We start from the raw sequence: 23,883 nt of genomic DNA on the forward strand, positions 1-23,883 counted from the left end.
TAGTTGTTATTCGATAAAGCCTTCTGGATACTGCATCGTTACACAATGCAGGGAACCGTGTTGCTTGATAAGCGGAAGGCAATTGATACCCACGATCTCACGGTCCGGGAACGCTTCCCGCAAAGCCGCTTTAGCGATCTCATCCTTCGGTGAGTCATAGAACGGAACCAATACGGCCCCATTCATGATCAAGAAATTAGCGTAGGTAGCGGGCAAGCGCTCCCCTTCCCATTCCACCTTATCGGCCATCGGAAGTGGAATCAGACGATAAGGCTCACCATTCGCCCTAGTAAACTCCTTGATCTCCTCCTCCATCGCCTTCAGTTCCTCATAATGCTCGTCTTCCTCATCCTCGCAGCGGACATAAGCGATCGTATCCTCGCTACAAAAACGGGCGAGCGTATCCACGTGGCTATCCGTATCGTCCCCGGCTAAATAACCGCTGGTAATCCAAAGGATACGATCCAAGCCAAATATGTCTTTCAAATAACGTTCCAATTCCTCTTGTTGCAAATACTCATTACGGTTTACGGATGCCAGACACTCAACGGTAGTCATCAACGTACCTTTCCCATCCGATTCGATACTACCGCCTTCCAGCACGAAAGGTTGCATATTAGCGGGCACCACCTCGTCGGAGAAGGTCTTCATATGACAAAGATTACGGGTAATCAAATTATCATGATTGGCGACGAACTTCATTCCCCAGCCATTGAACACGAAATCATAAAGCATGGGCGTTCCCTCATCGAAGACGGAAATTCCCCCGTGATCCCGTGCCCACGTATCGTTCGTATCCATCTCACGGAAAATGACACGGTCGTAATCAACCTCACCCAATTGCTCACGTACGGCGGTCTCGTCCGGACAAACAATCAATAACTTCTCTCGCTTGATCACTTCCTTGGCGATAGCCACGAAGCAAGGAATCACCTCGTCCAATATCGGGGCCCAATCCGTATTCTCATGCGGCCACGTAAGCTGCACGGCACTTTGCGGATACCATTCCGCAGGTAATATCACGTTATGTTCCATATTTGAATTGTTTAAATTGTTTCACAAGCACGATCGCTGTCACGATCGCCGCCACCGTATCGGCGATAGGCATACTGATCCAGACACCGAGAGTTCCGAATAACGGGGGGAGGATGATTAAACAGGGTATCAAGAAGAGCATCTGCCGGGTCAAGGAGAGAAAGATCGCTTTCTTAGACATGCCGATGGAAAGGAAGAAGTTAGTCGCCACCATCTGGAAGCCCACGATCGGGAATACGGCGAAGACGATGTGCAGGCCATAAGAGGCGGCACTGATCAACTCTCCGTCACTCGTAAACATACGGACGATCCACGACGGCACCAACTGGCAAAGCAAGAACCCCAGCGTAGCCACTCCTACCGCCCAGCGCATCGTCAGCCGAGTCACGTCCGTCACCCGGGAATAGAGTCGGGCACCATAATTATAACCGGCTATCGGTTGCATACCCTGATTAAATCCCATGATAATCATCACGAAAAGAAAAGCGATACGGTTCACGATACCATAAGCGCCAATCGCCATATCTCCCCCATGCTCTTTCAATCCCCGGTTGATAAGGATCACGATCAAGCAGGAACAAAGGTTCATCAAGAACGGAGATAAACCGATCGACAAGATACCTTTCACGATCTCCGAGCGCAGCCTATAAATACCTTTCTTGAAATGAAGGAGTTGCTTTGGTCTCGAGAAATGGATCAACTGTCCGGTAAGCGAGATCACCTGCGAGATCACCGTCGCCCAAGCCGACCCTTTGATACCCCATCCAAACCCAAAGATAAACAACGGATTCAAGGCGCAATTGATAACGACCGACGCCAACGTAGCATACATCGCCATCTTCGGGAACCCCGAGGAGCGCAAGACCGCGTTTAATCCCAGATACATATGCGTAACCACATTGCCATACAGAATAATCCGCATATAATCACGGGCATATGAGATCGTGTTCTCACTAGCACCGAAAAAGTACAGCACGGGATCAAGCAAGAACAAGAAAGCGATCGTGAAAGCGACGCCCAGAACCACATTCAAGATCAACACATTCCCCAATACCTTATTCGCCCCCTCATAATCTTTCTGCCCCAGCTTCACGGCAACCAACGTAGAGGCACCGACTCCCACCAACGAACCGAAGGCGGCCGCCAAGTTCATCAACGGAAAGGTCAAGGCTAGGCCGGAAATCGCTAACGCCCCCACTCCATGGCCAATAAAAATGCTATCGGCCATATTATATAAAGAAGAAGCTGTCATTGCGATAATCGCAGGAATCGCATATTGCGTAAGTAATTTACCGATAGGCTCGGTCCCTAATACCAATGGAGAATTTTGTTTTGTCATGCCGCAAAGATACGGATATTTCGATTTATTTTCCTACTTTTGTAAGGTATAACCTTATGAATCTAATCAAATGGAAACAGAGAAACAGTTGATATCCCATTTATACCAAAACAAAGAAAATGGAAAATGGATAATACAAACCAACGATGAACATCAAAGGGGTGTTGCAGAAATGGCAACCTCCTTTTCTGGACTGTTCGGACTTCCATCTTGGGGGCATACGCTTGGAATGCTTCACGACAAAGGAAAAGAGCGTGATGCATTTCAGCAATATATCCGTACGACAAGCGGTCTACCTGTGACTGACGAAAAATCGTATGGAGAGCATCATCATGCGTTTGTAGGTGGAATATTGGTAACGAACCTTATGGGGAAGAGTGTATTCAATCTTCTTGCCAACCAGATAATCTCTCATCATACAGGCCTACATGATTATGTAGATGCGGAGAGCGTCATAGAGAAAAGGCAACTTCCCGAAGAGATAAACAAAGGGGACATAGCTCTGAATATACCCCAGTTGAGAAAAGAACTTCTTGAATCTCCTTTTTCTAAACTTAAGGTGGACATGAAGCATTTTCATCACCTTTCCCGCATGCTTTTTTCCTGTCTTGTGGATGCCGACAGACTCAATACAGAGCAATTTATGGATGTAGAATCGTGGGAAAAACGGGGATGCTCGTCTACACTCACTGACTTATTGCCAAAATTGGAGGCGCATTTACGTGAACTGCAATTGTATGCACCCGATACAGAAGTGAACCACATTCGCAAGAAAGTACAGGAACGATGCCGTAAAGCTTCTTCTGAAGAGAAAGGATTCTATAGCCTTACGGTACCAACGGGAGGCGGAAAGACTCTTTCATCGTTGTTGTGGGCCATGAAGCATGCTGTAAATCACGGTATGAATCGTATTATCATTGCCATCCCATACACTAGTATTATTGTGCAAACGGCAGGCCTCTTGAAAGAAATCTTCGGCGAAGAGCACGTACTGGAGCATCATAGTAACTTTAATCCTGATGAGATAAAGAATGAAGAGGTACGTGAGAAGGCAAAGCTGGCCACGGAAAACTGGGATTATCCGATTATCGTTACGACCAATGTTCAGCTGTTTGAGTCAATGTTTAGCAACAAACCGTCCGATTGCCGTAAATTGCACAATATCGTGAATTCAGTTCTTATTTTGGATGAAGCGCAGACATTGCCGACTGATTTCTTACAGCCGATAGTGGATGCACTTAAAGCATATCAGAAAATATTCGGAGTGTCGGTACTGTTTACCACTGCCAGTCAGCCGGTACTTAGCGGACTGATAGAAGGAACTAATCCTAAGGCCAATTTTCAGGGAATAGACCATATTACTGAAATCATACCGAATGAGTTTGCCCTGCATGACAAGCTCCGTCGTGTGAAGTTAGTAATAGACAACACAGGAAAGACATACGATGAGATTGCCGCCAAAGTTGCTATATACAATAAGGTATTGTGTATCGTAAACACCCGAAAAGATGCCAAGGAACTGTATGACCGTTTACCAAATGAAGGAATAAAGCTCCATCTATCGAGAATGATGTGTCCCGCCCATATCAGTGAAACCATACGGAAGGTCAAGGTATTGCTGAAAGATAAATCACATCCGATTGTCAGAGTAATAGCTACCCAACTTGTAGAGGCAGGGGTGGATATAGATTTCCCTGTTGTATTTCGGCAAGAATCAGGTCTTGACTCTATTTTACAGGCAGCGGGGCGTTGTAACCGTGAAGGAAGAAATACTGTTGGTACCACATTTGTGTTCAGTCTCGCCGCAGAGAAACGTATTCCATTTGGGGCAATGAAGGCTGCAAACAATGCACGATTGAATTTGCCTGCAAATAGTGATTGGTTTGACCCTTCTACGATGACAGAGTATTTTTATCAGTTGTATTGCAGGAAAAACACGTTTGACGATAAGGATATGAAACATTATCTTTATAACCCTAATGAGTTATGTTTTGAAACAGCATCAAAGAAGTTCAGATTGATTGATGATGATTGTATGAATATCATTGTAAATTGGGGGAACAGCATGGAGCTTGTGGAAAAACTGAAAGAATCTGGCTGTACCTATCCCTTGATGAAGCAACTGGCTAAATTTACAGTAGGCGTTCATAGTTCCGATTTTGACAAGTTGGTCAGCTATGGTGCTATTGAAGAAGTATTAGAGGGTATCTATGTGTTGACAGACAGGGTACAGTATGACAAAAATACGGGTCTTAGCCTTGACAACCATTGGATGGAAGAGCTATTAATGATATAAAAATAAATGAATAATATGGACTATACAGATAAAGAATATTGCTTGGAAGTATGGGGTGACTGGGCTTGTTTCAGTCGCCCTGAATTGAAAGTAGAGCGTGTGAGCTATGATGTTATTACACCTTCTGCGGCACGTGCCATTTTTGAAGCAATACTTTTCAAACGCTATGCCATGCGTTGGCAAGTGACGAAAATAGAAGTTCTTAATCCTATCAAGTGGACTACCATCAGGAGAAATGAGGTAGGAGCATTGGCGGGTAAGTCCTCAATCTTTATTGAAGATAAACGACAACAGAAGAATTCTTTGCTTTTGCAAGGTGTGCGCTATCGTATTCACGCAAAGCTGGTTTTTATTCCGGTAAAAGATCGACCAAAGGAGGCTTTTATCAAACATCAGCCAAGTGATGATGAGAATCCGATGAAATATTATCAGATGTTTGAACGCAGAGCATCGCAAGGACAATGTTTCACCCAGCCGTATCTTGGTTGCCGTGAGTTTGCTGCAAATTGGAAGTATATTGATAATACGGAACAACTTGCCCCTCCTTTGGCTGAAGATAGGGATTTGGGTATCATGCTTTATGATATGGATTTTGAAGGGAATGTACAGAAACCTAATGCCATGTTTTATCGTGTAAGAATGGAGCAAGGTGTGATTGTCGTACCAGATAAAGATAGCGAGGAGGTACTGAGATGATACTAAAAGCATTGTATGATTATTACCATCGGAGTGGTAATTTACCCACTATGGGAATGGAGTTAAAGGAAATAGGTTTTATCATCGTTATTGATAAGTGTGGTAATTTCTTACGTTTTGAAGACAGGCGTATAGACAAAAAGTCTGCGCAACAGTTTCTTGTTAAGAAGAGTGTAGGTCGTTCAAGTGCCCCTGTTGCAAACTATTTGTACGACAATAGCCAATATGTATTTGGTTATTCCGACAAAGGGGACATGGAAAGCATGCGCAAGTATTTTGATACATTCAAAGCGAAGGTTGAAGAAATATACGACATGTTTTCAGATAATGAAACCATGCAGGCTGTTTATGCGTTTTATCAACAAGAGCCTTCAGATATAGTTGAAGCCATGCAGAATGATTCTCTTTGGGATGATATAAACAAGAATCTCAATAAAAAATATTCCACTTTCTCTTTTCTTATAGAAGGAGATACGGAAATAGTGGCTTCTAAGCGCAAACTAATAAACTTAGAATCGGGTGGTAATGATGTTGGTGGAGGTCTTTGTTTAGTAATAGGCAAACATTCAAAAACCGTAGAGGTTACAACCGCTACAATGATTCCGGGAAGTCAGGCTACAGCTAAACTTGTCGCTTTTCAAGTCAATTCCGGATATGATTCGTATGGTAAGTCAAAGGGGCATAATGCTCCTATATCTGAAGAGGCTGAATTTGCTTATACTACAGCATTGAATCATTTATTGCGTTCTGATTCGCATAATAAATTTATGGTAGGTTCACGCACATACCTGTTTTGGGCTTCTTCTGATAGTGAGGCTGCAAAGAAATCTGAAGATAGTTTGTTTGCTTTGTTGGGGCGTACAGAAGAAAACGATGATCCTAACATGAGCATAGAATTGGTGCGACGTACATTCAAGTCTATCTATAACGGAGTATTGTTCGCAAACAAAGATGACAAATTTTTTATATTAGGTTTGGCTCCCAATTCAGCCCGAATAGCGGTGGTGTATTGGAATGAATTGCCATTGCGTGAGTTTGCCGGCTTAATCAGTAAACATTTCGCAGATATGGAGATTGTTGATACACGTAAAGACAAGAAACCGTATGTAGGATTACATTCCATCCTCGGAAATGTTACTCTTGGAGGGAAGTCAAGCGATGCTACGCCCAATCTTCCAGATGCTGTAGTGAAAAGCATCTTCCAAGGACTTCCGTATCCGGCTTCTCTGTTTCAGGCTTGCATTCGCCGCACACGTGCTGAACAATCAGTCAACATTGGTCGTGCAGCCATCATCAAGGCTTATCTTAATCGATTAAATGATAATAACAACAATAAAAAACTCGATATTATGTTAGACAAAGAAAATCAAAATCAAGGGTATCTTTGTGGAAGGCTGTTTGCTGTATTAGAAAACCTCCAATATGCAGCAAATAAACAAGATACTATTCGTTCAAGTTATATGAACGCTGCTTCAGCAACTCCATCAGCTGTATTCTCGACAATTCTTAAATTGTCAAATAGTCATTATAGTAAATTATTAAAAGATAAGAAAGGGCTTGCTAATTTTTTTGATAATCAAAAGAAAGAGATTATAGCCTTAATACACGATTTTCCAAACACATTAGATCTGAATGATCAAGGACGATTTTTCCTCGGTTATTATCATCAGAAAAATCATAGAGAATACAAAGAAACAGAAGAGTAATAACAAACAATTAAAAACATATAGTTATGTCAGAAATTAAAAACAGAATCGATTTCATTTACATCTTTGATGTACAGGACGGTAACCCGAATGGAGACCCAGATGCAGGTAATCTTCCTCGTGTGGATGCCGAAACAGGTATGGGGCTTGTTACAGATGTTTGCCTTAAACGCAAAGTACGCAATTATGTGCAAGTAGCAAAATCCGGACAAGTTGGTAACGATATACTTGTTAAATCCAAGGAATTTTCGGGCGAAGAGGTTTTTATTAACGGAGAAATTCGTAAGACGTATGAAGACCTTGGTATAAAACTTGAAAAGGGAAAAGCCCCTGCTGATAAAGTATCTACAGGTAGAGAAGCTATGTGTAAACGTTTCTTTGATGTTAGGACCTTTGGCGCTGTCCTTTCAACAGGAGCGAATGCTGGACAAGTAAGAGGAGCGGTTCAGATGACGTTTGCCCGTTCAAAAGATATGGTTGTTTCTGAAGAGCATGCATTAACTGTATGCGCAGCTCGTGATGAAGAAAAAACATATGAATCGCAGGTAGGAATACAAGGACGGAAATTTACCGTACCTTACGGTCTCTACATCTGTCACGGCTTCATTTCTGCCAACCTTGCCCAACAAACAGGCTTTTCAGAAGAAGACCTTGCGCTGTTCTGGGAAGCCCTGAAGAACATGTTCGATATGGATCGTTCGGCTGCACGCGGATTGATGAGTGCACAGAAATTGATTGTTTTCAAACATGATTCTGTATTGGGTAATGCCCCTGCCAACAAACTATTTGACTTGGTTAAGGTAGAGAAGGTGTGCGATGGAGCACCACGTTCATTCGGTGATTACCATGTCACGATAGACAAGGAACATGTCCCATCAAATGTTACTGTAGAGGAACTGATATAAAACAAAAGACAATGTATAGCGAAGACGATATGCTCATGTTGTCGGGGATTCAGCACTTCAGGTTCTGTCCCCGGCAATGGGCTTTGATTCACATTGAGCAGCAATGGGATGATAACCGTCTCACCATAGAGGGAAAGATTCTGCATAAACATGTGGATGACCCGTTCTATAGACAGAAATGTGGAGATCAAATAACATTGCGTGCAGTGAATATCGCTTCGCGTGAGTTGGGGCTCTATGGCATTTCCGATGCCATAGAGTTGCTACCTTCTCCATCTTTGGAAGATACGATCTTGCATCCTAAATATCCAGGACGTTGGCGACCGGTAGCTGTGGAGTATAAGCATGGCAGACCCAAAAAGGATGAAGTGGATGAAGTGCAGTTGGCGGCACAAACAATGTGTCTTGAAGAAATGTACGCAATCCATATACCCTACGGTGTGTTCTTTTATGGAGAACTTCGTCATCGGATAGAGGTGGCTATAACAGATGAGTTGCGCAATATCGTCAGACAATGCGCCAGGGATATGCATGAAATATTCAGTAAGGCTGTTATCCCAAAAGCAAAATATGAACGACATTGCGACAAATGCTCATTGAAAGAAATCTGTATGCCGACGATAGCCAAGAATTGTACCACGGTAGATACTTACCTCAATAAACACTTATATACATGAGAAAATTGTTGAATACTTTGTATGTGACGACACCTGAAGCCTATCTGAGTAAGGATGGGCAGAATGTCGTAGTATCAGTCAAGCAAGAGGAAGTGTTCCGTATTCCTGCGATAAACATAGAAGGCATTGTGACGTTCGGATATATGGGCGCAAGTCCGGGCGTGATGAAATTGTGCAGTGACAATAGCATATCACTTACATTCCTATCTCCTCATGGCAGATTTATCAGCAGGGTACAGAGCGCAACGAAAGGGAATGTACTGTTACGCAAGAGACAATATCAATTGTCGGATGATGAATCCTGGTCATTACATGTGGCACGACTGATGATTGGTGGTAAGATTCAAAACTATCGTAATATATTAAAGAGATATATTCGTGATTATGGAGAGAATGAAAACATTAATCGGGCGGTACAAGTGTTGGAACATGCCAAGCGTGAAGCTTTGGCGACCCAAGATAAGACGACCCTAATAGGGTATGAAGGCATGGCTTCAAATGCCTATTTTGAAGTGTTGCCTGTTTTGATACTTAATCAGAAGGCTGATTTCCCGTTTCATGGCCGGAATCGCCGTCCTCCTAAAGATGCAGTGAATGCCATGTTGTCTTTTGCTTATACTTTGATTGCTAATGATACATCTGCCGCACTCGAAACAGTTGGCCTTGATCCATACGTAGGATTTCTCCATACACTTCGTCCGGGACGTACATCCTTAGCATTGGATATGATGGAAGAATTGCGAGCCTATCTTGGTGATCGTTTTGTCTTGTCGTTGATTAATAAAAGACAGATAACATCCAAGGATTTTTTGTTTCAAGGTGATAATGGGGTTGTTATGACGGATAAAGGGAAAAAGACATTTATTTCCGCATGGCAGGCAAGGAAAAGGGAGGTGATAATCCATCCTTATCTTAATGAAAAAATAGAGATAGGGCTTCTGCCTTATGTACAGGCCATGTTGATGGCAAGATATATCAGGCAAGATATTGATAATTATCCGGTATTTCTAATAAAATGATTTACGATTATGCATATTCTTGTGACTTATGATGTGGATACTACGAGCAAAGAAGGAGCTCGCCGCCTACGACATGTGGCTAAGGCTTGCATAGATTATGGCCAAAGGGTACAGAATTCTGTCTTTGAGTGTGAGGTGACAGAAGCACAATATTGTCTCTTGATTGAACGAATCAAGCGTATTATTGATATGTCTCTTGATAGCGTTAGATTTTATATTCTCAATAAAAACGAGAATAAAAGGGTAAAAGTGATAGGTGTTGAAACTGCTTACAAAGTTAATAATGCTCTTATCATATAATTTATGCGAATGTGGAGTATTACGAAAAAAGTAGTATTTTCGCACCCCTTAATAATTAGCAGATTAACCCGTCTATAAGGCGATTGCAGCCATTAAGCTGAAATAAAAATGAGAATTCGCATATTAATAGGTCTAATTTATTGACTTATAATATGTAACTTTATACAGGGTCGCACCCCGTGTGGGTGCGTGGATTGAAACCATTTGCGGCGATTTGATAAAAACATTTTTATCAGTAGTCGCACCCCGTGTGGGTGCGTGGATTGAAACCTAACTCCGAACAAACGTAAACCCGGTTTTTGAAGTCGCACCCCGTGTGGGTGCGTGGATTGAAACGCTTTCCGTCCCCTTAAAATCTAAAACAATGGCATATAGTCGCACCCCGTGTGGGTGCGTGGATTGAAACAAATTCACATTCAACGGATGCTAAATTACCCTGCGTCGTCGCACCCCGTGTGGGTGCGTGGATTGAAACAAAATACCATTGCTAAAATAGACCAAGAAATTGGTCGCACCCCGTGTGGGTGCGTGGATTGAAACCAACGTAATTGCGTCAGCATAAACCATTTCGTTTTGTCGCACCCCGTGTGGGTGCGTGGATTGAAACATCCGGGATATAAACAATCGTGCCACCTGTACTAAGTCGCACCCCGTGTGGGTGCGTGGATTGAAACGTACCGCCCAAAAAACAGGAAACAATAGTATCTGTCGCACCCCGTGTGGGTGCGTGGATTGAAACAATACCCGGTTTGGAACGATACAAAGGAATGGAAAGGTCGCACCCCGTGTGGGTGCGTGGATTGAAACATACTTTCCGTTTGAGCAATGAAAATGCGGTTCAACGTCGCACCCCGTGTGGGTGCGTGGATTGAAACTTGCGAATCATTATGCAAACGGGTACGAACAACGGGTCGCACCCCGTGTGGGTGCGTGGATTGAAACCCGTATAATCAACCCGGACGTCAACCCGTCGTTAGTCGCACCCCGTGTGGGTGCGTGGATTGAAACATAACCGGGAATTACAGGATTAGCGGACGAACAAAGTCGCACCCCGTGTGGGTGCGTGGATTGAAACGACCCCGTTAATAGTTTGGCGGGTAAATGGTAAGTCGCACCCCGTGTGGGTGCGTGGATTGAAACCAACAATGTAATGATACGGCGCACCCTTGAAAATTGTCGCACCCCGTGTGGGTGCGTGGATTGAAACGGAGTTTCCTGCGGTGGATAGCGTGAAACTGGAGAAGTCGCACCCCGTGTGGGTGCGTGGATTGAAACTATACATAGATAATATTATAAAAAAAACACGGGGTCGCACCCCGTGTGGGTGCGTGGATTGAAACCCGCTTTGGCAGCTTTGGCTAAAGACAAGGAAGTGGTCGCACCCCGTGTGGGTGCGTGGATTGAAACTGGACCATAATAGCGCTTAAACCACATTGTTAAGCGGTCGCACCCCGTGTGGGTGCGTGGATTGAAACTTTACCAGATTTAAACAGGTTGCACCAAGCTTTTAGGTCGCACCCCGTGTGGGTGCGTGGATTGAAACTAATATACATTTACATTTGATTAGATTTATTACAGTCGCACCCCGTGTGGGTGCGTGGATTGAAACAAGCAAGGGGTATCTTCCGATCAAATGTAAAAGGTCGCACCCCGTGTGGGTGCGTGGATTGAAACTATACATAGATAATATTATAAAAAAACACGTAGCGTGTCGCACCCCGTGTGGGTGCGTGGATTGAAACATAGAGACTGTAGTACGAGATCAGAATGATCTAAGTCGCACCCCGTGTGGGTGCGTGGATTGAAACATATCAATTTGGTTAGTACGTCCGGTCAACCGGATGTCGCACCCCGTGTGGGTGCGTGGATTGAAACATTCCCGATCACATACCGGTTTATGAATGGAGAGGTCGCACCCCGTGTGGGTGCGTGGATTGAAACCAAGTATCCCTGCGCAAATTGCGGCCGCAAGCAAGAGTCGCACCCCGTGTGGGTGCGTGGATTGAAACTCGACACCCTAACGACCTACAATATATCTATACGTCGCACCCCGTGTGGGTGCGTGGATTGAAACCAAGGTAAAACTGTATTCTGTATGAACTATAATCCGTCGCACCCCGTGTGGGTGCGTGGATTGAAACGTACCGTAGTGATATAGGACGAAAGGGCTTTTTGTCGCACCCCGTGTGGGTGCGTGGATTGAAACCAGCATCACGACCGGATACTGATCTAAACCGCATTGTCGCACCCCGTGTGGGTGCGTGGATTGAAACTTTGTATGCGCAAAACGTTTGGTCAACTCTAGGTAGTCGCACCCCGTGTGGGTGCGTGGATTGAAACTCGTCGCGCCACTGATTTAGACTAAATAGGTAAGTCGCACCCCGTGTGGGTGCGTGGATTGAAACGTCATATCACTATCAGATTTTTAATATTACACTAACGGTCGCACCCCGTGTGGGTGCGTGGATTGAAACCCAAACAAGAAAAACACCTTTCGAGCAAGGGTGTCGCACCCCGTGTGGGTGCGTGGATTGAAACCCGCCCTTCGTGGATTGGGGGGGCTGGTCCAAAAGTGTCGCACCCCGTGTGGGTGCGTGGATTGAAACGTAATATATACCAAAATCGTACTCTATAGGCTCGTGTCGCACCCCGTGTGGGTGCGTGGATTGAAACCTGCTTTAGTTGCTTTAGCTAAAGACAAAGAAGTGTCGCACCCCGTGTGGGTGCGTGGATTGAAACTCGGCATATTCCCCGGCTTTTCCATTTGGGCTGTAGTCGCACCCCGTGTGGGTGCGTGGATTGAAACATTACATAATGGGAACGGATTACGAGTATAAAAAAGTCGCACCCCGTGTGGGTGCGTGGATTGAAACTCATTTTGTCAACGATATATCCAAAGTGATTATAGTCGCACCCCGTGTGGGTGCGTGGATTGAAACCCACATTTTGACCCGTGGGGCGCACCCGGAAATAGCGGTCGCACCCCGTGTGGGTGCGTGGATTGAAACAGAGTGAAGTTAAGAAAGCAAGTGAAAAAACGCTTAGTCGCACCCCGTGTGGGTGCGTGGATTGAAACCGGTAGTATTATTAACGCCGATATCAACGCCGCGTCGCACCCCGTGTGGGTGCGTGGATTGAAACATAATTTTCTACAATTTTTGTAATAAACGCTTTGGTCGCACCCCGTGTGGGTGCGTGGATTGAAACTGGAAAGAATAATAAATATGCGTTTTTCCCCTCGTCGCACCCCGTGTGGGTGCGTGGATTGAAACTTTATTGGTTTTATTATCAATACATTGTATTAAACAGTCGCACCCCGTGTGGGTGCGTGGATTGAAACAAGCCCGGCAGGGAGCACGTTTCACCCTAACGGGTGTCGCACCCCGTGTGGGTGCGTGGATTGAAACAGAACGAGGTAAAGAAAGCAAGTGAGAAAACGCTAACGTCGCACCCCGTGTGGGTGCGTGGATTGAAACTTGATTGCCTTATATACTTGCTTAATACAATGTATTGTCGCACCCCGTGTGGGTGCGTGGATTGAAACCCGTTCTCGTCGTATCGGTAATAGTAGCGGTGTCCGTCGCACCCCGTGTGGGTGCGTGGATTGAAACAGCTGGATATGGGGTAGCTATAAGCAAGGAGGGTAGTCGCACCCCGTGTGGGTGCGTGGATTGAAACTTTATCTCCCCGCCAACTCGTCCTCTCGGAGTCATGTCGCACCCCGTGTGGGTGCGTGGATTGAAACCCCGTGTAAATAACACGTTTTGCACATACAAAGAAGGTCGCACCCCGTGTGGGTGCGTGGATTGAAACATTTGTAAAGCGCAAGCTTTTTCATAAAAGATATACTTACTTACGTGATGAAGTATATCTTCTATGGGACTTGAAGTGTTCTTCTGCGACGAAGGGATTAGTACTTCGTAAAAATAACTTTTTAAAGTCACTGACTCTGACATATAATTTCGCTTAGTTATTTCTGCAAAAATCATTCATATGTAAACAAGTTTCGTATATTCGCGACCTTATAATAGTTTAAATATGGCAGAGGAACTACGGATTAAAAACGGTGATAAACAGGAGATGTATGAGACATTGCTCCCGCAAATCGCCTCATTGGTAGGTAACGAGACGGATCAAGTAGCGAACATGGCGAACATCGCCGCAGCACTCAAGCAGACTTTCGGTTTCTTTTGGGTAGGTTTCTACCGGGTCATAGACAATCAGTTGGTATTAGCGCCTTTTCAAGGCCCTATCGCCTGTACACGAATCAAATACGGAAAAGGGGTATGCGGCACGGCCTGGAAAGAGACCCGTACGATCATCGTACCGGACGTAGACGCTTTCCCGGGACATATCGCTTGTAGCTCGGCGTCACGCTCTGAGATCGTAGTTCCCGTGATATGGGAGGATAAGGTAATCGCTGTCCTTGATATAGACAGTGATCAATCGGATAGTTTCGATGAGACTGATCAGATCTTTTTGGAAAAGATAGTGGAATTGCTTCCTCATCAGTAAGCCTCGCCTCAGTACTTCGCAAGAAGTACTGTAGTACTGCCTAAGAGGTACCGCAGTACTTTGTAAGGAGTACTCCAGTACTATCCGGAGAAATACCACAGTACTTTACAAGGAGTACTTCGGTACTCTCCTAGAAGTACCGGGATAAATGCTACTTACCGCAAATACCCTTGAACGGACAATAAGAGCAAGCCTTCCCCGTAGGGGTTTGCGTAAAGGGAATTTCCGGATTGAAGATCTCGTCCAAGCAGCCCCGCAACCCCTCCTCGAACGCTTGGGCATAACCGGAGAAATCCTCTACCTTCTCCGACTTCCCCCGTTCGATACGATGGTAGACAGATGGGTCGAACGGATCGGCAAAGAGGGAACGGACGTAATAAATGCCCGGTTGTATCGTCTTTCCCTTGTTCTCGGTGAGATGGGCGTACATCCAGCAATACATGAACACCTGCATCACGGCTTTCGCACGATCTTTCTCCTCCTTGTTGAATAGGCTCTCGATACTACTGAAAGTCGTAGTTCCGCTACCGCTCTTGTAATCGATGATACGGATAGCGTCGCGAACCTCGTCCACACGGTCGATAAAGCCTTTCAACCGGATCTCGGAATGGTCGGAAAGGCTGATCAGACCGTTTATCTTACGCTCGGACTCGATGTAAACGAAAGGGGTCAGCTTGCCGTCACGCTCCAAGATTTTCTCCACGTATTTGCGGATCATCTCGCCGATCAGGTAGTTTTGTCCGGTAAGGGAGCGAACCACCTCTGTCTTGAAAAACTCGCTGGCGAAAGCCCGGGCGATAGCTCCGGTAAGCAAGGCCGTATCCTTACGGATCGCTTTCAGCAAATCCACGGTAACCATCTTCCCTTGGAACGGCTTGTAAAGCTCCTCCATCACTTTATGTAAGATACTTCCGAATACATCGCTCTCGATCGTCTCGCTCACCTCCTCTTCCTCTCGAATGCCTTCCACGACGGAAAAATAGAATTTCAACGGGCAATCCAGATACGTATTGATAGCGCTCGCCGAGATCGCCTTGCTCCCCCCTTTCCGGTAAGCATCTAAACGGCGCATGATATCCTCCCTTTTCGGCACGGCCAATGGCGGAGTCTTGGAGGAAGATACGTTATAGACCACCAATTTATCTCGCATCGGCACCTCATAATGATAATGCAACTGGTGGACAAAGCGACTTACCTCTCCCGTCTGCAATCCGTTGCTGCGGGTATCGTATAAAAGGCTCACGTGGCTGGCACGCTCTATCAAACGATAGAAATGGTAGGCCCATACGCTATCTTGATGCTCGTAGGTAGGCAACCCGAAACCCCTGCGTAGGTTATAAGGGATAAAGGAGTTCGCCGCTTTCCGCTGCGGGAAAATACCCTCGTTCATGGATAAGATAATCAGACGGTCGAAATCCAAGGCACGGGTCTCGAGCACACCCATAATCTGGAGGCCGGAAAGCGGCTCACCGTGGAAGGGGATCGTGATCGTATCGGTTACCCGCTTCAATAGGCGGAAGAAGGTATCTATTTTCATCTCTACACAAGCGTCTCTCATTACCTCTCTCATGCGGTTTACCGTGGTGAAATAATGGAAGATGAACTCTTGCTCCAAATCGTTCGTCCGTAGGGTAGCGTCCTCCTCTTCTTCATCGGAAAGGGCGGACATAACCTTGTTCAGCTCTTCCAACACCTTGATCAGATAGTCCGAGAAGGCCTCCACCCCGGTCACCGGCGTGAACAGGATTTCTAGCAAAGGCGTTTTCTCTAACTCCGTATGCGAGATATAGATCTTGTTGTTCTCCGTGATCTCTTTCACCAAGGAGGAAATAATCTCCGGTGAGGTGGAGAGGATGTAGCGATGGTTCAATACCGGCAGCACGTCGCGGAAATAGAACAACGGATTCCGGTCTATGTAGCGTACGTTCTTCTGCAACGCCAAGATATACTCGATCAACGAGGCGACCGGGGTTCCCGCCAAGGGATAACCCATCGTGACGTTGATACGCCGGATTTGCTCCGGTATGGCGTTCAGCACCGGGATCAGCAGATGTTCATCGGGCAAGATCACCGCCGTACGCAGGGCTTCTTCCGAACTCATCTCCGCTTCCTTGCACCAATCGCTCAACAGGGTGTAGACGTGCTTGGCCTGCCCGATACCGGAAGGGATGCCAATCACCTCGATCTCGGTCTTTACCTTCTCCTCGGAGGGTAATTTCATCGAGGAAGGGAAGCTCTTCAAGTTACGGGAGACGAAGTAAGAAGCCTTATTATCCGGATCGGTTACCTTATCGGATACATAATCCCAATAGAAATCCGCTATCTCCCGCTTCTGCAACTGAGCTAAGAAACGTTCTTCCGACACGGACAAGGCGTTCAAACCGACGAAGACAATTCGCTCGTAAGGTAAATCCGGAGACTCGCCCCGTTCCATGCTTTCCACGACCTCCCGGAAGATCATGCCCTCGTAACCTTTTCCCTCGGCGGCCAAGGTCGCACGGAATTCCTCATAGAGATCGTATAGCACTTGCCAGACCGCCAAGAACTGTTGCTGGTTCGGCGTATCGCCCCGGGGATAAAAACTGGACCAGAAACTACGGATAGCGGCGATCTGCTCATCACTTAAGAAATCGAAATCATTCTCTATCTCCCGTAGGTCCGTCACGTTACTGAATAGCATGCGGGCATTTGCCATGTACTTATCGATATCGTCGAAGTCGTTGAGCAACATCTCGCCCCAATACAGGAATTCATCGAAAGTCTCGGTGGAACCGCTTTGGCGGATGTAGATGTCGTACAGGGTAAAAAGCATACTGATCCGGTCGGCGGATTGTTTTCCGCTCAACTGGATAAAGAGATCGTTGATCGTAAGGATTGTCGGAGAGAAAAGGGGGGTATCGGCTACCTCCGAGAGATATTTCTGGAAGAAAAGTCCCGTACGCCGGTTTGGGAAAACAAAGGCCAAACGACTGACCTCCGCTCCCCATTTCTCGTAAAAAAGAGACGCTACTTGATATAAGAACGGTTTCATTTATTCTAAAATTTGTACAGGCTGCGGAGACGGGGCACGCCCCGTCTCTACAATCGGATACGATTCACGTTATATTAAGATGTTCTCTATCTCCTGCAATTCTTCCCCGGAGAAAGAGATATTATCTAACGCTTTCAGGTTATCCATCAATTGGGCGACAGAGCTAGCGCCAATTAATACGCTAGTTACCCGTTCGTCCTTTAATAACCAAGCGAGCGCCATCTCCGCCAAGGTCTGTCCACGGCGGGCGGCTACCTCGTTTAGCTTACGGGCCTTTTCCACGGCCTCCGGGGTAACTTGAGAGGTCTGCAAATGACCGGTCGATTTCGCCGCACGGGAATTCTCCGGAATTCCACGCAAATACTTATCCGTAAGCAAGCCTTGCGCCAACGGCGAGAACGCTATCATACCCACACCCTCTTCCTTCAATACAGGCAATAAATCCGGTTCCGTCCAACGATCGAACATCGAATAGCGGGCTTGGTGAATCAAGCAAGGCACCTTATGTTCTTTCAGTACGGCCAAGGCCTTACGGGTCTGGTCCGCGTCATAGTTGGAGATACCTACATACAAAGCCTTTCCTTGCCGGACGATATCAGCCAAGGCCCCCATCGTCTCCTCGATCGGAGTCTCCGGGTCCGGACGATGGGAGTAAAAGATATCCACGTATTCCAGTCCCATCCGTTTCAAGCTCTGATCCAAGCTAGCCATTAAATATTTACGGCTTCCCCAGTTCCCATACGGTCCCGGCCACATATCGTAGCCCGCCTTCGTAGAGATAATCATCTCATCCCGATAAGCGCCCAAGCCCTTCTTCAATATCCGGCCGAAATTCTCCTCCGCCGATCCGTAGGCCGGACCATAGTTATTCGCCAAGTCGAAATGAGTCACGCCATGATCGAATGCGGCGTGAGCGATCTGGATAAAATTACCGAACACATCCACACTACCAAAGTTGTGCCACAATCCCAAGGAAACGGCCGGCAATAAGATACCGCTCCGTCCGCACCGCCGATATATCATATCCGCATAGCGATTCTCTTCCGCTTTGTAAAACTCCATATGCTCTTTCTTTTTTTAATTAATATATCTCATCCGGCCAAGGAACCGGTTTGCCTGTCGCCTTAAACGACGGACGTTGCCCGTCCACTTTCCGTAAATACGTACCCAATTCCCCGGACAGACGCTTTACGATATCGGGATGCTGCCTTGCCACGTCATTATGTTCCCCTATATCCTCCGGGATATTAAACAATTCCTTCTTCCCCGTCTCGTAATAATAGATCAGTTTCCAGTCTCCATTACGGACCGAGCAAGTCGGACCGATTCCCGGCCCGTCATTACCCCATATATTCGGGCAGTTCCAGAATAAGCTACGTCCCACGGAAGGATCTCCCGTACCTTTTAATAAAGGCATGAAACTGACGCCATCTATCGGCTGTACGGTCTTATGCCCCCTTATGCCTGCCATCTCCAAGATAGTTGGATAGAAATCCTCGATAATCAAGTATTTATCACATTTGCTTCCCGGTTTCACCACCCCCGGCCAACGCACGATCATAGGCTCACGGACTCCTCCCTCATAGGCGGAGCCTTTACCACTGTTCAAGGGATAGTTTTGCGTATGGATCTCGCCGTCACGCCATCTGGGCTCGCTGGAAAGACCACCGTTATCGCTCATGAAGATCACGATCGTGTTATCCGCCTCGCCATTCTTCTCCAACCAGTCCATCAAATCGCCCAGACTCTTATCCATACCCTCTATCAAGGCAGCGTAAGCCGCCTCTTTAGCCGTTAACCCCTTATCGATATATTTCTGGTAGAAACGCTTGTCCTTATCAATCGGGATATGGATCGCATAATGTGACATATATAGGTAAAACGGCTGGTTATATTTTTTAGCCTTGTCCAACGCCTTGATCGCCTCCTGCGTCAAGGCCTCCGTAGCGAAGGTGTCGCTTCCCCAATACTTTTCCAATCCGGGGATAGCGTTCGGAGCGTAAGGTTTACCATCCTTGGTATGCCCGTAATTATTCTCGCCGAGGTAACTGGCGAGACCTCCGGCGGCATGCCCGGCTATATTGACCTCGAATCCCCAATGATGCGGGTCCTCCCCCGGGGTATCGATTGCCCCGAAATGCGCCTTGCCGCAATGGATCGTGTGATATCCGTTATTCTTCAATATCTGCACGAATGAAGTACCCACAAACGTATTATTCGTCCCACCCACTTGGGCCACGCCGTTATAATTCCAATCCGGCAGGGTTAGCACATCACTCTCCCGGTCGGTCGTCTTATCCTTAAAAAGTGTCCAGTTCGTAACCCGGTGACGGGCGGCGTTCGTCCCCGTGATCAAGCTGCAACGGGTAGGCGAGCTGATACTGCTAGCGTAGGCTTGGGTAAACATCATGCCCTCTTTCGCCAATCGTTCCATGTTCGGGGTCTCATATACCTCATTATAATGCGTCTTTTGAGTCCAGAAAGGCAAGGACGTATCCTCCCATCCCATATCATCCACCAAGAACAGGATAATATTCGGGGGACAACTGGTATTCTGGGCGTTCGCTACCGCCGATACCGACAATAAAGCGATGGGGATAAGCTGAGTCTTCTTCATGATTGGTAACGGATATTTGTATTCTACGAAAGTAGATATATTTCACCGAAAAACAATATTGTTTCATATACAAAATAATATTGTCTTATGTATTATACTTTTCCGGACATAAAATAAGGGGCCCTTGACAAAAAGAGTCCCTTACCTAATATCTTATACCCAATGATTTATCTGGAAAGCCTTAACGCAAACGATCCAAAGAACGTACCAGCGCCTCATCGGCCCCGATATTACGGATCGCCAGATAATCCAAGATCAGATTGACCAACGGGAAGGAAAGAGCGATCTTAACACTTACGCTGGCACCTTCCATATCCCCCTTCAAGGAATAGATCAAGAAGGCGAAGAAACCATAAAAGCCCAATATCAGCAATGCGTTGAACACGCAAAGACGGATTTGCAGGATTCTTTTCTTATATAAGAAGATCGTCACCAAGGCAATGATAGCGATGATAGCAGTCAAGGCAAATAAGCCCCACGCCGGGTATAGTAATTCCGGCTCACCGATCATCGTGCTCAACCCGCTAGCATCGAACGAGAAGAGGGCGTCTCCTTGTTGCAACACGGCCAACGGCAAGAATAAGGTAGCGACCGTAAGCGCCACGATAATTAGCAGGTAAACAGTTTGTATTCTTTGTAACATGGTAATTAGTTCGTTTTAAATGGAAAGGCCGACTCATTTGAGGGTCAGCCTTTCCGATGTTCAAAAATATTTCTTCTTAGAAGTTATTCTTCTCTTTAGCAGGATTCTTGTAATAAACCTTGCCATCCTCGTACTCTTGAGCGGCGATCAACGTTGATTTCGGAAGTTTCTCATAGTAGCGTGAAATCTCGATCTGCTCACGGTTTTCAAAGACTTCCTCCAAGTTGTCATTGTAAGAAGCGAACTCTTGAAGTTTCTTTTCCAGATCTTGTTTCATCTCAACACTAATCTGATTCGCCCGTTTTGAAATGATAGCGACTGTCTCATATACGTTACCCGTTTCTTCACTTAACTTCATCATGTCACGGGTTACCGTATTGGTAGGAGCGTTTGATTTTCTGTAATCCATTTTCGTTTTATTGATTAAATTCGCTTAATATGCATCTGTAATTCGCTTGCTGGCATAGTCGTAGAACTTCGTTACCTGCTTTACGTAGTTACCTTCCGGATACTCGTTCATGTAGTTGTAATATTCGTCAACCACATCCCGGTAACGGCCCTGCAACTTCTCCTCTACGGATACTAGCGCCAACTCGTACTTCGCACGGATGATAAGGAACATGAATTCCTCACGATACTTGGAATACGGGTAATTCTTCAAGGCGTTCTGCGCCGTGATCACGCAAGACTGGAAGTTATTCCCCATATAGGTACCTAGATTGAAATACAAGCGGGTGGCCATCAATTCCTTGTAAGCCAACTTCTCCTGAAGCTCGAACATGATGTTCTGCGCTTCCTCGGCCCGTTCACTTTGCGGATAATACTCCAAATAAAGTTGCAACTGCTCGATCGCCTTATACGTCTGCGACTGGTCTAACCGGGGATCCGGAGAGTCCAGATACAAACCATAACCGGAATAGAAACGGGATAATTCCGTAAACTCCCCTTTCGGATAGGTCGTATAATAGGTCTCGAAGTATTGCGAAGCCGTCTGATAATCTTTCTGACCGTAATAGCTTTGCGCCAACAAGTACAAGGACTCCTCGGCATAAGCTGTTCCTTTAAAGATTGTAACCAGTTCATCCAGCAGAGTAGCGGATTTCGAGTATTGCTTCGCGTTGAAGTATTTCTTCGCGTACGAATATTTCAATTCGTAATCCGTGCTCTTCAGTATCTTATTATACTCTCCACAAGAGGATAATAGTACTGTCATCATCATCAGTAAAAATACAACCTTTTTCATTCACATACTTTTAGCGTGCAAAATTAGTGCTTTTAGGCGAATAAATGAAACCCAAAACGTTAATATTTACAACTTATATAAATCGCTAGCAGCGATCAATTCCAATTTATTCGCTTTCAAAACCTCCGCGCACTTATTGACATCGTCCGGACGGATGATCACGTTAGCAGCGTCGCCTTGAGAAAAAGCGTACATATATTCAATGAAGATCCCGGCCGAGGTAATGATATCCATCGCCTTTGCCAAGGCTCCCGGCTGGTTAGGACAATGCAAGCATACCACGTCGGCCACGCTTACAGCGTATAACTTTTCACGAAGCACGGATATCGCTTTCTCCGTATCGGATACGATTAGGCGAAGGATACCGAAATCGGAATTCTCGGCTACCGTGAAAGCGGACATATTGACCCCTGCCTCCCCTAATATCTTGGCGACTTCCGTAAAACGGCCTTTCTTGTTTTCCAGAAAGATTGATAATTGTTTTATTAACATAGTACTTAATCTTTTAGAGGTTATACTAACTTACGTTTATCGATCACGTGTTTTGCCTTACCCATACTACGTTCGATACTACGCGGCTCCACGATCTTGATGTCCGGTTGCAAACCGATCACGCTCTGCATGCGGGCGGCGATCTTCTTTTTCAAGGCGATCATCTTGTTCATCTCGTCCGAGTAGTATTCTTGGCGAACCTCCACCTGTATCTGGAAAGTATCGGTATTGTTCATACGATCCACCACGATCAGGTAATGCGCCTCGAACTCCGGCAGCTCCAAAATTACGGATTCTACCTGAGACGGGAAAACATTTACGCCACGAATAATCAACATATCGTCACTTCTACCTAAAATACGTCCCATACGAACCGCCGTACGTCCACAGGCGCACTTCTCGTAAGTCAGCGAGGTCAAATCACGTGTACGGTAACGAAGCATCGGCATACCCTCCTTCGTAAGCGTGGTGAAGACCAACTCTCCTACTTGTCCCGGTTCCACCGGTTGTAAGGTATTCGGGTCCACGATCTCCGGGAAGAAATGGTCTTCCCACAGGTGGGTACCGTTCTGGCACTCACACTCGCCTCCAACGCCCGGACCGCAGATTTCCGTCAAGCCATAGATATCGTAAGCCTTGATATTTAGTTTCGTCTCTAATTCCTTACGCATATTCTCCGTCCAAGGCTCGGCACCGAACGCTCCGACACGTAGCTGGAATTCCTCCAAGGGAATACCGGACTGGTGGATGGTCTCCGCCAGATACAAGGCGTAAGAAGGCGTACAAGCCAAACCCTTCGCCCCGAAGTCGTGCATCAACTGGATTTGTTTCTGGGTATTACCGCTACTCATCGGGATCACCGTACCACCGATATTCTCCACTCCGGCATGGGCACCCAAGCCTCCGGTAAACATTCCGTAGCCGTAGGATACTTGCACGGAGTCGTTCTTTGTCAAACCGTAGGCGGTCAGGCAGCGAGCCACGACCTCGGCCCAGATACCCAAGTCCTTACGGGTATATCCCACGACGATAGGCTTACCTGTCGTACCGGAAGAGGCATGCAGACGGACAATCTCGGACATCGGCACGGCCATCAAGCCGAAAGGATAATTATCACGCAAGTCTTGTTTTACCGTGAACGGTAATTTCGTTATATCATCTATTGTCTGTACATCGTCGGGAGTAATGCCCATCTCCTGCATTTTCTTACGATAAAACGGGGAGTTATGGTAAGCGTGTTCAACAACTCTTTTCAACCGTAGGCTCTGTAGTTTCCGCATTTCCTCACGGTCCATACATTCAATAGTTTCGTTCCAAATCATGGTATTTGTCTGTTATCTTTTAAAGTTAGTAGTCTAAATTCGCCGCA

18 protein-coding genes and 1 CRISPR repeat array are annotated in these 23,883 nt (G+C 46.1%); of the genes, 8 read left to right on the forward strand and 10 right to left on the reverse strand.

All coding sequences use genetic code 11. From position 1 onward, the window contains the following. Window positions 1-6 precede the first annotated feature (6 nt). The gene (locus ACYIA1_RS20945) at window positions 7-1,035 is read right to left on the reverse strand and encodes an agmatine deiminase family protein (RefSeq protein ID WP_480336360.1); all 1,029 of its coding nucleotides are present in this window, start codon (window positions 1,033-1,035) and stop codon (window positions 7-9) included. Next, on the reverse strand, window positions 1,025-2,374 hold the full coding sequence (locus ACYIA1_RS20950; RefSeq protein WP_250788085.1) for an MATE family efflux transporter: 1,350 nt from the start codon (window positions 2,372-2,374) through the stop codon (window positions 1,025-1,027). Before ACYIA1_RS20950 ends, ACYIA1_RS20945 begins: the two co-directional genes overlap by 11 nt. A 70-nt stretch (window positions 2,375-2,444) precedes the next feature. Between ACYIA1_RS20950 and cas3 the strand changes: the two genes are divergently transcribed. The 8 genes from cas3 (at window position 2,445) to ACYIA1_RS20990 (ending at window position 14,488) form a co-directional block, all read left to right on the forward strand. Beyond that, window positions 2,445-4,670 (forward strand): CRISPR-associated helicase Cas3', encoded by a 2,226-nt coding sequence (gene cas3 / locus ACYIA1_RS20955; protein WP_122379688.1) that lies wholly within the window; start codon window positions 2,445-2,447, stop codon window positions 4,668-4,670. Between the two features lie 15 nt (window positions 4,671-4,685). After that, on the forward strand, window positions 4,686-5,366 hold the full coding sequence (gene cas5c, locus ACYIA1_RS20960; RefSeq protein ID WP_011966343.1) for a type I-C CRISPR-associated protein Cas5c: 681 nt from the start codon (window positions 4,686-4,688) through the stop codon (window positions 5,364-5,366). After that, a complete protein-coding gene (cas8c, locus tag ACYIA1_RS20965; protein ID WP_427824396.1) occupies window positions 5,363-7,072 on the forward strand; it encodes a type I-C CRISPR-associated protein Cas8c/Csd1 in 1,710 nt (569 codons plus the stop codon). Before cas5c ends, cas8c begins: the two co-directional genes overlap by 4 nt. 26 nt (window positions 7,073-7,098) lie before the next feature. Beyond that, window positions 7,099-7,977 carry a type I-C CRISPR-associated protein Cas7/Csd2 gene (cas7c, locus tag ACYIA1_RS20970; protein WP_122145536.1) on the forward strand — a complete coding sequence of 293 codons (879 nt, stop codon included), beginning with the start codon at window positions 7,099-7,101 and terminating at the stop codon, window positions 7,975-7,977. An 11-nt stretch (window positions 7,978-7,988) separates the two neighbouring features. After that, window positions 7,989-8,654, forward strand: coding sequence for a CRISPR-associated protein Cas4 (gene cas4, locus ACYIA1_RS20975; protein WP_480336361.1), 666 nt, complete (start codon window positions 7,989-7,991; stop codon window positions 8,652-8,654). After that, window positions 8,651-9,673 carry a type I-C CRISPR-associated endonuclease Cas1c gene (gene cas1c / locus ACYIA1_RS20980; RefSeq protein WP_005856767.1) on the forward strand — a complete coding sequence of 341 codons (1,023 nt, stop codon included), beginning with the start codon at window positions 8,651-8,653 and terminating at the stop codon, window positions 9,671-9,673. The genes cas4 and cas1c overlap by 4 nt, the downstream gene beginning before the upstream one ends. Window positions 9,674-9,682: 9 nt before the next feature. Next, window positions 9,683-9,973: a CRISPR-associated endonuclease Cas2 gene (gene cas2 / locus ACYIA1_RS20985; RefSeq protein ID WP_005856765.1), complete on the forward strand. Its 291-nt coding sequence runs from the start codon at window positions 9,683-9,685 to the stop codon at window positions 9,971-9,973. A gap of 169 nt (window positions 9,974-10,142) precedes the next feature. Then, window positions 10,143-13,786: a CRISPR direct-repeat array (repeat unit 32 nt; unit sequence GTCGCACCCCGTGTGGGTGCGTGGATTGAAAC). A 225-nt stretch (window positions 13,787-14,011) separates the two neighbouring features. Then, window positions 14,012-14,488, forward strand: coding sequence for a GAF domain-containing protein (locus ACYIA1_RS20990; protein ID WP_480336362.1), 477 nt, complete (start codon window positions 14,012-14,014; stop codon window positions 14,486-14,488). Between the two features lie 151 nt (window positions 14,489-14,639). Here ACYIA1_RS20990 and ACYIA1_RS20995 read toward each other — a convergent pair whose 3' ends face one another. From ACYIA1_RS20995 to ACYIA1_RS21030, 8 genes are all read right to left on the reverse strand, one after another. Next, window positions 14,640-17,519 (reverse strand): PD-(D/E)XK nuclease family protein, encoded by a 2,880-nt coding sequence (locus ACYIA1_RS20995; protein ID WP_480336363.1) that lies wholly within the window; start codon window positions 17,517-17,519, stop codon window positions 14,640-14,642. A gap of 69 nt (window positions 17,520-17,588) precedes the next feature. Beyond that, the gene (mgrA, locus tag ACYIA1_RS21000) at window positions 17,589-18,581 is read right to left on the reverse strand and encodes an L-glyceraldehyde 3-phosphate reductase (RefSeq protein WP_011966350.1); all 993 of its coding nucleotides are present in this window, start codon (window positions 18,579-18,581) and stop codon (window positions 17,589-17,591) included. Between the two features lie 19 nt (window positions 18,582-18,600). Continuing rightward, window positions 18,601-20,136: a sulfatase gene (locus tag ACYIA1_RS21005; RefSeq protein WP_195400713.1), complete on the reverse strand. Its 1,536-nt coding sequence runs from the start codon at window positions 20,134-20,136 to the stop codon at window positions 18,601-18,603. A gap of 181 nt (window positions 20,137-20,317) precedes the next feature. Next, complete coding sequence (locus ACYIA1_RS21010; protein ID WP_005862150.1) at window positions 20,318-20,779, reverse strand: DUF4293 domain-containing protein; 462 nt, start codon at window positions 20,777-20,779, stop codon at window positions 20,318-20,320. Between the two features lie 76 nt (window positions 20,780-20,855). Then, the gene (locus tag ACYIA1_RS21015; protein ID WP_005856752.1) at window positions 20,856-21,188 is read right to left on the reverse strand and encodes a DNA-directed RNA polymerase subunit omega; all 333 of its coding nucleotides are present in this window, start codon (window positions 21,186-21,188) and stop codon (window positions 20,856-20,858) included. Between the two features lie 24 nt (window positions 21,189-21,212). Then, on the reverse strand, window positions 21,213-22,022 hold the full coding sequence (locus ACYIA1_RS21020; protein WP_005856750.1) for an outer membrane protein assembly factor BamD: 810 nt from the start codon (window positions 22,020-22,022) through the stop codon (window positions 21,213-21,215). A gap of 66 nt (window positions 22,023-22,088) precedes the next feature. Further along, on the reverse strand, window positions 22,089-22,514 hold the full coding sequence (locus ACYIA1_RS21025; protein ID WP_005856748.1) for a hypothetical protein: 426 nt from the start codon (window positions 22,512-22,514) through the stop codon (window positions 22,089-22,091). A gap of 20 nt (window positions 22,515-22,534) precedes the next feature. Further along, window positions 22,535-23,836 carry a phenylacetate--CoA ligase family protein gene (locus ACYIA1_RS21030; protein ID WP_008772099.1) on the reverse strand — a complete coding sequence of 434 codons (1,302 nt, stop codon included), beginning with the start codon at window positions 23,834-23,836 and terminating at the stop codon, window positions 22,535-22,537. Window positions 23,837-23,883: the final 47 nt, after the last annotated feature.

This window comes from Parabacteroides sp. KHUB-02, assembly GCF_056640955.1.

Excerpts from the sequence above, each read along its gene's own strand:
- ACYIA1_RS20945 (WP_480336360.1), bottom strand. The coding sequence starts at position 1,035 with ATGGAACATAACGTGATATTACCTGCGGAATGGTATCCGCAAAGTGCC.
- ACYIA1_RS20950 (WP_250788085.1), bottom strand. The coding sequence starts at position 2,374 with ATGACAAAACAAAATTCTCCATTGGTATTAGGGACCGAGCCTATCGGT.
- cas3 (WP_122379688.1), top strand. The coding sequence starts at position 2,445 with ATGGAAACAGAGAAACAGTTGATATCCCATTTATACCAAAACAAAGAA.
- cas5c (WP_011966343.1), top strand. The coding sequence starts at position 4,686 with ATGGACTATACAGATAAAGAATATTGCTTGGAAGTATGGGGTGACTGG.
- cas8c (WP_427824396.1), top strand. The coding sequence starts at position 5,363 with ATGATACTAAAAGCATTGTATGATTATTACCATCGGAGTGGTAATTTA.
- cas7c (WP_122145536.1), top strand. The coding sequence starts at position 7,099 with ATGTCAGAAATTAAAAACAGAATCGATTTCATTTACATCTTTGATGTA.
- cas4 (WP_480336361.1), top strand. The coding sequence starts at position 7,989 with ATGTATAGCGAAGACGATATGCTCATGTTGTCGGGGATTCAGCACTTC.
- cas1c (WP_005856767.1), top strand. The coding sequence starts at position 8,651 with ATGAGAAAATTGTTGAATACTTTGTATGTGACGACACCTGAAGCCTAT.
- cas2 (WP_005856765.1), top strand. The coding sequence starts at position 9,683 with ATGCATATTCTTGTGACTTATGATGTGGATACTACGAGCAAAGAAGGA.
- ACYIA1_RS20990 (WP_480336362.1), top strand. The coding sequence starts at position 14,012 with ATGGCAGAGGAACTACGGATTAAAAACGGTGATAAACAGGAGATGTAT.
- ACYIA1_RS20995 (WP_480336363.1), bottom strand. The coding sequence starts at position 17,519 with ATGAAACCGTTCTTATATCAAGTAGCGTCTCTTTTTTACGAGAAATGG.
- mgrA (WP_011966350.1), bottom strand. The coding sequence starts at position 18,581 with ATGGAGTTTTACAAAGCGGAAGAGAATCGCTATGCGGATATGATATAT.
- ACYIA1_RS21005 (WP_195400713.1), bottom strand. The coding sequence starts at position 20,136 with ATGAAGAAGACTCAGCTTATCCCCATCGCTTTATTGTCGGTATCGGCG.
- ACYIA1_RS21010 (WP_005862150.1), bottom strand. The coding sequence starts at position 20,779 with ATGTTACAAAGAATACAAACTGTTTACCTGCTAATTATCGTGGCGCTT.
- ACYIA1_RS21015 (WP_005856752.1), bottom strand. The coding sequence starts at position 21,188 with ATGGATTACAGAAAATCAAACGCTCCTACCAATACGGTAACCCGTGAC.
- ACYIA1_RS21020 (WP_005856750.1), bottom strand. The coding sequence starts at position 22,022 with ATGAAAAAGGTTGTATTTTTACTGATGATGATGACAGTACTATTATCC.
- ACYIA1_RS21025 (WP_005856748.1), bottom strand. The coding sequence starts at position 22,514 with ATGTTAATAAAACAATTATCAATCTTTCTGGAAAACAAGAAAGGCCGT.
- ACYIA1_RS21030 (WP_008772099.1), bottom strand. The coding sequence starts at position 23,836 with ATGATTTGGAACGAAACTATTGAATGTATGGACCGTGAGGAAATGCGG.